This is a genomic window from Clostridium neonatale (assembly GCF_001458595.1).
Classification (GTDB): domain Bacteria; phylum Bacillota; class Clostridia; order Clostridiales; family Clostridiaceae; genus Clostridium; species Clostridium neonatale.
The window spans coordinates 79,037-90,574 of sequence record NZ_LN890327.1; the positions used below are offsets into that span (position 1 = coordinate 79,037).

The 11,538-nt window shown below is 30.4% G+C and carries 11 protein-coding genes, 6 tRNA genes and 1 riboswitch; of the genes, 16 read left to right on the forward strand and 1 reads right to left on the reverse strand.

Features of this window, described 5'->3' with window-relative positions:
- The first annotated feature begins 13 nt into the window (after positions 1-13).
- The 8 genes from atpD (at position 14) to mreB (ending at position 7,826) form a co-directional block, all read left to right on the forward strand.
- The gene (gene atpD / locus BN2920_RS03830; RefSeq protein ID WP_058293712.1) at positions 14-1,408 is read left to right on the forward strand and encodes a F0F1 ATP synthase subunit beta; all 1,395 of its coding nucleotides are present in this window, start codon (positions 14-16) and stop codon (positions 1,406-1,408) included.
- A gap of 14 nt (positions 1,409-1,422) precedes the next feature.
- Complete coding sequence (gene atpC / locus BN2920_RS03835; protein WP_058293713.1) at positions 1,423-1,821, forward strand: ATP synthase F1 subunit epsilon; 399 nt, start codon at positions 1,423-1,425, stop codon at positions 1,819-1,821.
- A 257-nt stretch (positions 1,822-2,078) separates the two neighbouring features.
- Complete coding sequence (locus BN2920_RS03840) at positions 2,079-2,714, forward strand: hypothetical protein (RefSeq protein WP_058293714.1); 636 nt, start codon at positions 2,079-2,081, stop codon at positions 2,712-2,714.
- Between the two features lie 21 nt (positions 2,715-2,735).
- Positions 2,736-3,998 (forward strand): UDP-N-acetylglucosamine 1-carboxyvinyltransferase, encoded by a 1,263-nt coding sequence (gene murA / locus BN2920_RS03845; RefSeq protein WP_058293715.1) that lies wholly within the window; start codon positions 2,736-2,738, stop codon positions 3,996-3,998.
- Between the two features lie 185 nt (positions 3,999-4,183).
- Positions 4,184-5,227, forward strand: coding sequence for a stage II sporulation protein D (gene spoIID / locus BN2920_RS03850; protein ID WP_058293716.1), 1,044 nt, complete (start codon positions 4,184-4,186; stop codon positions 5,225-5,227).
- A gap of 327 nt (positions 5,228-5,554) precedes the next feature.
- On the forward strand, positions 5,555-6,313 hold the full coding sequence (locus BN2920_RS03855; RefSeq protein WP_058293717.1) for a M23 family metallopeptidase: 759 nt from the start codon (positions 5,555-5,557) through the stop codon (positions 6,311-6,313).
- Positions 6,314-6,458: 145 nt separating this feature from the next.
- The gene (gene spoIIID / locus BN2920_RS03860; protein ID WP_058293718.1) at positions 6,459-6,713 is read left to right on the forward strand and encodes a sporulation transcriptional regulator SpoIIID; all 255 of its coding nucleotides are present in this window, start codon (positions 6,459-6,461) and stop codon (positions 6,711-6,713) included.
- Between the two features lie 78 nt (positions 6,714-6,791).
- A complete protein-coding gene (gene mreB / locus BN2920_RS03865) occupies positions 6,792-7,826 on the forward strand; it encodes a rod shape-determining protein MreB (protein ID WP_058293719.1) in 1,035 nt (344 codons plus the stop codon).
- Between the two features lie 83 nt (positions 7,827-7,909).
- Here mreB and yyaC read toward each other — a convergent pair whose 3' ends face one another.
- The gene (yyaC, locus tag BN2920_RS03870; protein WP_058293720.1) at positions 7,910-8,458 is read right to left on the reverse strand and encodes a spore protease YyaC; all 549 of its coding nucleotides are present in this window, start codon (positions 8,456-8,458) and stop codon (positions 7,910-7,912) included.
- Between the two features lie 101 nt (positions 8,459-8,559).
- Between yyaC and BN2920_RS03875 the strand changes: the two genes are divergently transcribed.
- The 8 genes from BN2920_RS03875 to metK all read left to right on the forward strand — a co-directional run bounded on the left by BN2920_RS03875 (position 8,560) and on the right by metK (position 11,301).
- Positions 8,560-8,970 carry a hypothetical protein gene (locus BN2920_RS03875; RefSeq protein WP_058293721.1) on the forward strand — a complete coding sequence of 137 codons (411 nt, stop codon included), beginning with the start codon at positions 8,560-8,562 and terminating at the stop codon, positions 8,968-8,970.
- Between the two features lie 145 nt (positions 8,971-9,115).
- Positions 9,116-9,200, forward strand: a tRNA-Tyr gene (locus BN2920_RS03880).
- Positions 9,201-9,206: 6 nt separating this feature from the next.
- A tRNA-Val gene (locus tag BN2920_RS03885) sits at positions 9,207-9,282 on the forward strand.
- A gap of 18 nt (positions 9,283-9,300) precedes the next feature.
- Positions 9,301-9,375: transfer RNA gene (locus BN2920_RS03890), tRNA-Thr, on the forward strand.
- Positions 9,376-9,380: 5 nt separating this feature from the next.
- Positions 9,381-9,465 (forward strand) — tRNA-Tyr (locus BN2920_RS03895).
- 43 nt (positions 9,466-9,508) lie between these two features.
- Positions 9,509-9,583 (forward strand) — tRNA-Thr (locus BN2920_RS03900).
- Between the two features lie 5 nt (positions 9,584-9,588).
- Positions 9,589-9,673 (forward strand) — tRNA-Tyr (locus tag BN2920_RS03905).
- A gap of 186 nt (positions 9,674-9,859) precedes the next feature.
- Positions 9,860-9,961: riboswitch (SAM riboswitch) on the forward strand.
- A 164-nt stretch (positions 9,962-10,125) separates the two neighbouring features.
- Positions 10,126-11,301 carry a methionine adenosyltransferase gene (gene metK / locus BN2920_RS03910; RefSeq protein WP_058293722.1) on the forward strand — a complete coding sequence of 392 codons (1,176 nt, stop codon included), beginning with the start codon at positions 10,126-10,128 and terminating at the stop codon, positions 11,299-11,301.
- Positions 11,302-11,538 lie beyond the last annotated feature (237 nt).

Consider the following 11,538-nt stretch of genomic DNA (forward strand, 5'->3'; position numbering starts at 1 on the left):
AAGGAGGTATCTTATGGCTGAACATATTGGAAAAGTAGTTCAAGTAATTGGGCCAGTAATAGATATAAAATTTGATTCAGATTCTCTTCCAAATTTATATAATAGCATACACATAAATTTGGGTGATGGTCACGAATTAATAGCTGAAGTTGAGCAACATGTTGGTGATGATATAGTTAGATGTATAGCAATGGAAGCTACAGAAGGTTTAAAAAGAGGAATGAAAGCAGTAAATATGGGAAGACCAATTTCAGTTCCAGTAGGAGAAACTGTACTTGGAAGATTATTTAATGTTTTAGGTAAAACTATAGACAATGCTGGGGAAATTGATGTAAAAGAAGAATATCCAATACATAGACCAGCACCTAGCTTTCAAGAACAATCTGTTGAACCACAAATGTTCGAAACAGGTATCAAAGTTTTAGATTTATTAGCACCATATCAAAAAGGTGGTAAGATAGGTCTATTTGGTGGAGCCGGAGTTGGTAAGACTGTATTAATTCAAGAACTAATAAATAATATAGCTAAAGAGCACGGTGGATTATCTGTATTTACTGGAGTTGGTGAAAGATCAAGAGAAGGTAATGATTTATATCATGAAATGAAAGATTCAGGGGTTCTTGCTAAAACAGCTTTAGTCTTTGGTCAAATGAATGAACCACCAGGTGCAAGAATGAGAGTTGCGTTAACAGGTCTTACAATGGCTGAATATTTCAGAGATAAGGGTCAAGATGTATTGTTGTTTATTGATAATATATTTAGATTTACTCAAGCAGGTTCAGAGGTTTCAGCATTACTTGGAAGAACACCTTCAGCAGTTGGATATCAACCAACACTTGCAACTGAAATGGGAGCATTACAAGAAAGAATTACGTCTACAGTTAATGGATCAATTACATCAGTTCAAGCGGTTTATGTACCAGCTGATGACTTGACTGACCCAGCACCAGCAACAACATTTACTCATTTAGATGCAACAACAGTTTTATCTAGAAGTATTGTTGAACTTGGAATATATCCAGCAGTTGACCCATTAGAATCAACTTCAAGAATATTAGATCCTAGAATTGTTGGAGAAGAACATTATCAAGTTGCTACTGATGTTAAGAATATTCTTGAAAAATATAAAGAACTACAAGATATAATTGCAATATTAGGTGTAGATGAATTATCTGATGAAGATAAGATCACTGTTGGAAGAGCTAGAAGAATTCAAAGATTTTTATCTCAACCATTTACAGTAGGAGAACAATTTACTGGTATGCCGGGTAAATATGTTCCTGTAAAAGATACAGTAAAAGGATTCAAAGAAATATTAGAAGGTAAATACGATGACTTACCAGAATCAGCATTCCTTTTTGCTGGATCAATCGAAGATGTTATACAAAAAGCTAAATCTATGGAATAAGGAGTTGATTAGTAATGGGCAAGACATTTGCACTAAAAATTGTAACTCCTAGCCATGATGTATATGATGGAAATGCTGAAAAAATATTTTTAAAGAACTCTAGTGGAGAACTTGAAATATTAGCTAATCATGAAAATATGATAACTAGTACTGTACCATATATAACAAGATTTTTAGATGATAAAGGAACAGAACAAAAGCTATTCATTTCATCAGCTATAGTTTATGTTTCAGATGGTAATGTAACAGTATGTACAGATGCGGCAGAGTTCCCAGAAGATATTGATTTTGATAGAGCTGAAAAAGCTAAGGATAGAGCAGAAGAAAAACTTAAAAATGCTGAAGATTATGAGAGAAAGATATATAATTTAGCATTAGCAAGAGCAGTAGAAAGATTAAAATTAAAAAAATAAAAAATAGGTATCTTAAAATGATTTTTAATCATTTTAAGATACCTATTTTTCTATATTATGAGCACTATTTTTATATTAATTTAAGATAGTGCTTTTTTCATGCTTAAAATAAGGTATTTATAGATATTCAATTTAGCACAATTTGTTAAAAGATTTATATATTGATAGTATAAAGATAAATAATATTAGTTGGAATAAAAATTGATAAGGCTGACCATAATTAAAAAATGATAAAAAGTAATAGGGGGGAGAATGATATGAAGCTAAGAGTAAGTATTGTTATTCTGCTTATAATGTCATTTTTAAATATGGGATATTCTTGTAATATTTTAAGCTATGTAGATAGCTTTTATAATTTAGAAACTAATGTTAGAGAAAAGAGTGACTTTGTAGAGAATGCAGTAGAAGCTAAATATAAAACTAAAAACAATACCTATATAGAATATGAAAAGATTGATAAGGCTTTTTCTAGCTTAGGATTTAACAAGGGAGATAGTGACTCATCAGATAATTTAATATTTTATAAAGATAAACAAAGGATAGAAGTTAATCAATGGAAAGAAAACAATAATTCTTATATTAATATCACTATATATAATAAAAATTCTAAATATAAAACAGTAGATCTAAGAAAGATATTATATAAGATAGATGATAAAAATTTAGTTTTAAATGAGTGTTATTCATATTATAAGGGCAAAAGTGATGGAAACATTATTGGAGAATTAAATGATGAGGGAATTTTAAGAAGTAGCAATTTAATAAAGATAAGTAATGGTTATACAGGAATAGCAAATTTAAATGCTGATGAAAAAATTAATTTTGCAGAAATAAAGTATGATACAGGCTCTTATATTATAATTGCTACACCGATTATATTCACAACATACTAACAATAATATATGGAGGATAATATGGAGAAAATAGTGGTGAAGTGTATTAATGAATTAAAGGGTGAGGTAAATATTAGTTCAGCCAAAAATGCTGTTCTACCGATTATTGCTGCAACTATATTATGTCCACAAAATATTACTATAGAAAATACACCAATGCTAGAAGATGTACGTGTAATATGTAGGCTATTAGGTGAATTAAATTGTGATGTAAACATATCACAATTTGATGATAAATTAGAGATCAATACTAAAAATATAGTTCCAATTGATGCTGATATAGAATTAATAAGAAAAATGAGAGCATCATTTTTAATTATGGGACCTATGCTTGCAAGGTTTGGTTATTGTAAATTATCTATGCCAGGCGGATGTAATATAGGCAGCAGGCCAATTGATTTACACTTGAAAGGATTTAAACTGCTTGGAGCAGATGTAACGTCAGATCATGGATTTGTAGAGGTTAAAGCTAAAAAATTAACAGGAAATAGAATATATTTAGATTTTCCTTCAGTGGGAGCTACAGAAAATATTATGATGGCCTCAGTTTTTGCAAATGGAACTACAATTATAGAAAATGCAGCTGAAGAACCTGAAATATGGGACTTAGCCAATTTTCTAAATTCAATGGGTGCAAATATTAAAGGTGCTGGATTTGGTAAGATAACAATAGAAGGTGTAGATAAGCTAAAAGGGGTAAGTTATACACCTATTTATGATAGAATTGAAGCAGGAACCTTCATGGTTGCAGCTGCAATAACTAATAGTAAAATAAAGATAAATGGATTTAATGAAGAGCACTTAAGACCATTAATAGAGAAACTTAAAGAGTGTGGAGTCAAATTTGGGAATTATGAAAATAATTCAGTAATAGTTGACGGAAAAGTTGAAAAAAGACCACTAGATATAAAGACTCTTCCTTATCCAGGTTTTCCAACTGATATGCAGCCACAAATGATGAGTTTGCTCTCTGTAGTAAATGGAGTAAGTGTAATTACAGAAACTGTATTTGAAAATAGATTTATGCATGTAGCAGAATTACAGAGAATGGGAGCAAATATAAAGATTGATGGAAGAACAGCTGTAGTTGAAGGTACTCTTAAACTAACTGGCTGTGAAGTAAAAGCAACAGATTTGAGAGCCGGTGCTGCAATGATTTTAAGTGGATTAATTGCTGAAGGGGAAACAATTATAGGCGATATATATCACATTGATAGAGGTTATGTTAATATAGAAGAAAAATTCTCAAAGTTAGGCGCAGAAATATATAGGGTAAAAATGTAAAAAAGATTATTGCGTCTATAAAATAATGCATGATATAAAGCGTATTACTTAATTATTAATAGCTTCATATGATGCATTTTATTATTTGTATTTTAATATTTTGACTTAATGAAGAGAAATTAAATACTCATAAATATAAACATAAAACATATAGTATACCGTGCATAATATTTGGGAGGTATACTATGGTAAAAAATAATAAAAGAATGATTGATGATAATATAAGGTTAGTATTAGCAATGACAATTATAATTATAGTAATGATTATCTTATTGCCATTCGTATTTTTGGATAAGAATGGTTCTAGTAATAAATTTGAATTAAATAATAATAATATAATTACAAGCTCGGCTATACAATTTCCGAAGAATGGAAAAGTGAAATTATATAATAGTGAAAGTAATAGTGCTGAGGAAATTGATTTAGAAGAGTATATAATGGGAGTAGTTGCAAGCGAAATGCCAGCAAATTTTAATGAAGAAGCTCTAAAGGCACAAGCTGTAGCTGCTAGAACATTCTATATAAATCGTAGAAATAATAAATGCTCAAATGCAAGTTCACATAATGCTGAAATCTGTGATACAGTACATTGTCAAGTATATATGGATAAAAATAAAAGATTAAGTTTGTGGAACAGCAAGGATGCAGAAAAGAATTGGAATAAGATAGAAAAAGCAGTGATGGACACAAAAGGACAAGTTTTAACCTACAATGGAGAAGTATTAGAATATCCTCAATATTTTGCAGTGAGCTTTGGCAAGACAGAAGAAGCAATGGATGTTTTATCTATAGATATCCCCTATTTAAAATCTACAGATAGTAAAGGTGAAGAAATAGCTCCTAAATTTAAATCAACTAAGCAAATGAGTGCTGAAGAATTTATAAGTGAGATTAAAAAAAAATATCCTAATGTAGATATAAGAACAGAAAATATTAAAGAGGGCATCTATGTTGAAAAATATAACAAAAGTGGTAGTGTAAATATAATTAAGGTAGGAGGAATTTCCATTAAAGGAAGCGAGTTTAGAAAATTATTTAATTTAAACTCAACTTACTTTACATTAGATATAAGAGATGATATAGTAACAATGTCTTGTACAGGCTATGGCCATGGAATTGGCATGAGTCAGTGGGGGGCAAATGTTATGGGAAAGAATGGTTACACATATATAGATATTCTTAAACATTATTATTCTGGAATTGAAGTTGAAAAATTAGAATACAATTAACCTTTATCTTTGCATAATATTATAAATTGTTTTAATAAAATCAATTACTAAGCTTCATTATAGCTAAAAGAGTATTATGACATGTAAATTATTTAAAAGTTAGATGCTGATTTATACAATGCTAATGTAATAAAAAAGAAAAAAAGAAAAAAAAAGAAAGTAATATGAATATCTTTTATAAAATAATTAAATATTCTATATTTTTGTATTAGAAATACCTAATGACACATCCTTCTAAAAAAAATTATTAAAAATAATAAATAAAAAATGTTATATATGTATTATTTTTCATAAAACGGAAAGAATAGAAGAAGGAGGTGTTCATGGATGAACAAAAATTTTAAACAAAAATTAAGAGATTTATTTAAGAAGGAGGGGTTTTATATTGCTTTATTTCTTTGTCTTTGCATAGTAGTCACAGTAGGAACTATCTCTTATAAGATGTTATCTAAGAATCATGTAGATGATTCACAAAAGAATTTAAATAATCAAGTGACACTTAACATCGATGAAGAAAAAAACAAAGATATGGCTACTACAGAAATTCCTAATGCAGAAAGAGTGGAGAACAAAGTTCAACCTAATAATGACAAAGAAAGTGAACCTAAAAAAGAAGAAAATAGCAAACAAAGTTCAACTTCTGTATCAACAACAGCAGTAGTTAAATTTATTAATCCAGTAGATGGTATTGAAAGTAGAACTTATACTTATCCTAAGCCTGTTCAAATTGAAGAAAATACATTTAGAACTATTAGGGGAGTTAATATAGATGCTAAGATCGGAACTGATGTTAAAGCAGCAGCAGAGGGCGTGGTAAGTACTGCTTCAAATTCTGGAGTAGAAGAAGGTATAGTTGTAGAAATAAAGCATGCTAATGGATTAAAGACAAGATATAGTAATCTTGATCCTAATGTTTCAGTAAAAGAAGGCCAAAAAGTTACTGCCGGCCAAGTAATTGGTAAAGTGGGAAATACTGCTAAGGTTTTTGATGAAGAAACATTTGGACAATTTTTAAATTTACAAGTTATTGATGCAAATGGAAATCAAGTAAATCCAGAGAAATATTTTGAATTAAAAACAAAATAATAATTATATTTTATATTAATCAGTCAGAGGCTGGTTAATATAAAATACTATTTTTCAATAATCGTAGAATAATAATTTAATAATTACGAACAATAAGTAGAAAATAAAAAATTAAGATAAATGTATAAGCTAGGAGGAAAAAATAATGAAAGATTATATAGAAGAAAGAGTTTTAGATGTTGCTAAATATATAATTGATTCTAAAGCAACAATTAGAAAAACAGCTAAAGTATTTGGAGTAAGTAAAAGTACTATACACAAGGATATGACAGAAAGACTTCCCAAAATTAATCCTGAAATTGCAGAGGAAACACACTCAATTTTAGAATTAAATAAATCAGAAAGACATCTTAGAGGTGGAGAAGCTACTAAAATGAAATATAAAGCTATTGAATCTTAGAAGAATAACGACTATAATATATAATTAGTAGAATTATGTAAAGTAAGGAAGTAATATGTATTATAGGAGTGAATAAAAATGAGCTTTTGGAGAACGGGGACAGATCTTGCTATAGATTTAGGAACAGCAACAGTTCTAGTTTATGCAAAGGGAAAAGGTGTAGTTTTAAAAGAACCATCAGTTGTAGCAATTAATAATAATAATAAGAATATATTAGCCATTGGTGACGAAGCACGAAAAATGATAGGTAGAACCCCGGGAAACATTGTTGCAGTAAGACCTTTACGTGATGGTGTTATATCTGATTATGATCTTACTCAAAAAATGTTGAAGGAATTTATTAAAAAGGCATCTGGCAAGCGAAATTTAAGAGCACCAAATGTTGTCGTATGTGTACCATCAGAAGCAACAGAAGTAGAAAAAAGAGCAGTTATTGATGCAACTATGAATTCAGGTGCTAAAACTGTTCGCATAATAGAAGAACCTCTTGCTGCTGCTATAGGAGCAGGAATTGATATCACTAAGCCTAATGGATGTATGGTGGTAGATATTGGTGGAGGTACTTGTGATATAGCTGTTATATCTTTAGGAGGAGTTGTTGAAAGAGAATCAATTAAAATTGCAGGAGACAAGTTCGATGACTCTATAATAAAGTATGTAAGAAGTGAATATAAATTAATGATTGGCGAGAAAACTGCTGAAGAATTAAAAATAAATATTGGTTCAGCATTTAAAAATGCCAGAAATTTATCATGTATGATGAAAGGTAGAAACTTAGTTACAGGTCTACCAGATGAAGTTGAAATTAATACAGAAGAAATACGACTTGCAATACAAGAGCCAGTGCAAAGTATAGTTGACTGTGTAAAGATCGTTTTAGAAAGAACACCACCGGAATTAGCAGCAGACATTATTGAAAAGGGAATTGTAATGACTGGTGGAGGTTCATTGATTAATGGGTTGGATAAGCTTATTCAATTTAAAACCGGTGTAGCAGTGACAGTTGCAGAAGGGGCAGAAGAATGTGTTGTTAATGGATCAGGAGAAGTATTAGGGTATTTAGATAGATTAGATAGAGAAGTAAATTCACAACAAATAGTTCTTATAGAATAAAACATCGAGAGATTTTCTTTTTATTGAAAATCTCTCGATGCTTTTTATAAAATTAAAAAAGTAATTAAAGCTTAGGTATTAATTCAAATGTCTAGCGAAAGCTTAGGAAATAAATCATTATTTAAATTATAAGCATTAATTAATGATCTAGATATAATCTTTGCCATATCCATAATAAAAGATAATCGGATGCTTCTAGAAAAGAATAAATCAGAATTTTCGCTAGAATCTACAATACCTATTACAGAAGCCATACCTACTTCGGGAAGCTCTTTTCCTACTCCTTTTCCAGGATGAATAGCATAGTCTCTAATGCGAATTTCACCTATATCATCTTGATTTCCAAGACATGCATCTATACCTATGATATTAGCAGTTGGATGAAGTTCTTTTATTTTATTTAAACGTTCATCTATATTTAGTGCGTGGATTGGTTCTGATAATGTCCCGTATACTGGCAATGGAAAGAAATTTTCAGTTAATATTGAACCAACTAATGGACCAAGGCAATCACCTATGCATTTATCAGTGCCAATACAAACAATTATTGTATTAGAATTAATGTATTTTTCTAATTCATGAGATAGCTTGTATGAAAAGCTTTTGGAACTATGGTTATTATCTAAATTCATTAAAGGCATCCCTCCTTATAGAATATGTATATTTAGGAAAATGAAAAAATAGTATATAAAAATAAATAAATGGCAATAAATACTAATGTAAGGAGGAGAAAATGAAAAAAATTATTATATTTATAATATTTACACTTACTTTAATAATGAACATGTCTATAGCATTATTTTGGAATCCAGATATAGATAATAAAAAAGATGATCCAATGCAAAGCACTGAAGTATTTAGTGATACAAGATCTTTGTGCAAAGTTGATGATGTAATTCTGTTAGAAGAACTAGATAATAGTCAATCAAAGGAACTTGATAGTATACTTTCACCATTATCAACATTTGAAATAGAGTTAGTAAAAGAAGAGCTTAATACATGTAGTGAAGATGAAATCATAAAAGCGTTCAGAAAATTAAAAAGGAGATTGCCTGAAAGCGAATATAAAAAAATAGAAGAAATATTAAGTCCGCTTATAGATATTGAAGAACTTAATTCTATACTAAAAAATAAATATGTTTAGTGTATTAAAATGAAGAAATAAAGAGTAAATAGAATATATAGCGATATAATTTATCTAAATAAGCATATATGAGAGTTGAAATATAAGTACTTTGAATATATACTAACTATTGTTGATGTGAACAAAAACACCAACAAAACTTAATGGAGGAATTCCCGAGTGGCCAAAGGGGGCAGACTGTAAATCTGTTGCGTCTCGCTTCGATGGTTCGAATCCATCTTCCTCCACCATTAGATGGGCGCATAGCTCAGCTGGGAGAGCACCTGCCTTACAAGCAGGGGGTCACAGGTTCGAGCCCTGTTGTGCCCACCATCTAAAAAATATAAATATGCTGGCATGGCTCAACGGTAGAGCAGCTGACTTGTAATCAGCAGGTTGTAGGTTCGATTCCTATTGCCAGCTCCAATTGTGGAGGAATTCCCGAGTGGCCAAAGGGGGCAGACTGTAAATCTGTTGCGTCTCGCTTCGATGGTTCGAATCCATCTTCCTCCACCATTTAAACCAAATATTTATATTATAACAATTAAATAAGAAATATGCTGGCATGGCTCAACGGTAGAGCAGCTGACTTGTAATCAGCAGGTTGTAGGTTCGATTCCTATTGCCAGCTCCAATTAAGGAGGAATTCCCGAGTGGCCAAAGGGGGCAGACTGTAAATCTGTTGCGTCTCGCTTCGATGGTTCGAATCCATCTTCCTCCACCAAAACTCAGAATTATTATTCTGAGTTTTTTATTTTATCTTGAAATAAAAGTTGAAAAGTAAATAGTTGTATCAATTTATGCATGAATAGAATATATTATAGATTATATGATATATTATGTTTATTGTATAATATTGACCATAAAAATATTATGTGGTAGAATAAATTACGAAAATAAAATATTGTTACTCTTATCAAGAGAGGTGGAGGGATAGGGCCCAGTGAAACCCGGCAACCTGTTTAATTACAAGGTGCCAATTCCTGTAGAAAGATTTTCTACAAGATAAGAAAGTATTGTGTAATCGCGCTCTTCTTATCGAAGAGTTTTTTTATTGCATATAAAAGGTATTTCTTTTAAGACAGTATAAAAAATATTAAGAAGTGTGAGATTTTTCACTTTTACTCGAATTATTTCATGATTAAAGATAAGGAGTACAAGCGGAAGGAGAAAAATATGAGAAGATTATTTACATCAGAATCAGTTACAGAAGGTCATCCAGATAAAATGTGTGATCAAATTTCAGATGGCGTATTAGACGCAATTTTAGCACAAGATCCAAATGCTAGAGTAGCATGTGAAACATGTACAACAACAGGAATGGTTATGGTAATGGGAGAGATATCAACAAATTGTTATGTTGATATTCCTAAAGTAGTTAGAGAAACTGTTAGAGAAATTGGATATGATAGAGCTAAATACGGATTTGATTGCGATACTTGTTCTGTTATGACAACAATAGATGAACAATCAGCAGATATTGCTATGGGTGTTGATGAAGCTTTAGAATCAAGAAAAGGTGAGAAAGATGAGGTTGAAGCAGTAGGTGCTGGAGACCAAGGAATGATGTTTGGTTTTGCTACAAATGAAACTGATGCATATATGCCGTTACCAATTCATATGGCTCATAGATTATCAAGAAGACTTACTGAAGTAAGGAAAGATGGTACATTAGGCTATTTAAGGCCTGATGGTAAGACACAAGTAACAGTTGAATATGAAGATGAAAAACCAAAGAGAATAGATACAATAGTAATATCTACTCAACATGATGAGCATGTTACATTAGAACAAATAGAAAAGGATCTTAAAGAACATGTTATTAAAGCAGTAGTACCACAAGAATTATTAGATGATAAAACAAGATATTTTATAAATCCAACTGGAAGATTTGTTGTTGGTGGACCACAAGGTGACTCTGGATTAACTGGAAGAAAGATTATAGTAGATACTTATGGTGGATATGGTAGACATGGTGGTGGAGCATTCTCAGGAAAAGATCCAACAAAAGTTGATAGATCTGCTGCTTATGCTGCAAGATGGGTTGCGAAAAACTTAGTGGCTGCTGGATTAGCTGATAAGCTTGAAATACAATTAGCTTACGCTATTGGAGTTGCTAAACCAGTATCAATAACTGTTGATACTTTTGGAACAGGAAAACTATCAGATGATAAAATAGTTGAAATAGTTGAAAAGGTATTTGATTTAAGACCAGGAGCTATAATAAGAGATCTTGATTTAAGAAGACCTATATATAAGCAAACAGCTGCTTATGGCCACTTTGGCAGAACAGATCTTAATCTGCCATGGGAACAATTAAATAAGGTAGAAGAAATCAAAAAATATATTTAGTATTTATAGAAGCAGGAAGTTTTAATTAATTTCCTGCTTTTTTAAAATTTAAAATATGTGACAATCGTTTATAAACATTGACTTAAATTAGAAATATATATTTTGAGAATATGGATATAAAAGAATATAGGATGATATATTCCTGTACTTATATAATAGAAGAGAAGTATTCAATAAATAGTATAAAATTATAAATTAAACTTATGATATAATTAAAATAATATAAAGAGAAGTATA

What these genes read in the sequence shown, in the direction of transcription:
- spoIID (WP_058293716.1), top strand. Translation starts at nt 4,184, where the DNA reads ATGGTAAAAAATAATAAAAGAATGATTGATGATAATATAAGGTTAGTA.
- BN2920_RS03840 (WP_058293714.1), top strand. Translation starts at nt 2,079, where the DNA reads ATGAAGCTAAGAGTAAGTATTGTTATTCTGCTTATAATGTCATTTTTA.
- spoIIID (WP_058293718.1), top strand. Translation starts at nt 6,459, where the DNA reads ATGAAAGATTATATAGAAGAAAGAGTTTTAGATGTTGCTAAATATATA.
- BN2920_RS03855 (WP_058293717.1), top strand. Translation starts at nt 5,555, where the DNA reads ATGAACAAAAATTTTAAACAAAAATTAAGAGATTTATTTAAGAAGGAG.
- metK (WP_058293722.1), top strand. Translation starts at nt 10,126, where the DNA reads ATGAGAAGATTATTTACATCAGAATCAGTTACAGAAGGTCATCCAGAT.
- mreB (WP_058293719.1), top strand. Translation starts at nt 6,792, where the DNA reads ATGAGCTTTTGGAGAACGGGGACAGATCTTGCTATAGATTTAGGAACA.
- BN2920_RS03875 (WP_058293721.1), top strand. Translation starts at nt 8,560, where the DNA reads ATGAAAAAAATTATTATATTTATAATATTTACACTTACTTTAATAATG.
- atpD (WP_058293712.1), top strand. Translation starts at nt 14, where the DNA reads ATGGCTGAACATATTGGAAAAGTAGTTCAAGTAATTGGGCCAGTAATA.
- atpC (WP_058293713.1), top strand. Translation starts at nt 1,423, where the DNA reads ATGGGCAAGACATTTGCACTAAAAATTGTAACTCCTAGCCATGATGTA.
- yyaC (WP_058293720.1), bottom strand. Translation starts at nt 8,458, where the DNA reads ATGAATTTAGATAATAACCATAGTTCCAAAAGCTTTTCATACAAGCTA.
- murA (WP_058293715.1), top strand. Translation starts at nt 2,736, where the DNA reads ATGGAGAAAATAGTGGTGAAGTGTATTAATGAATTAAAGGGTGAGGTA.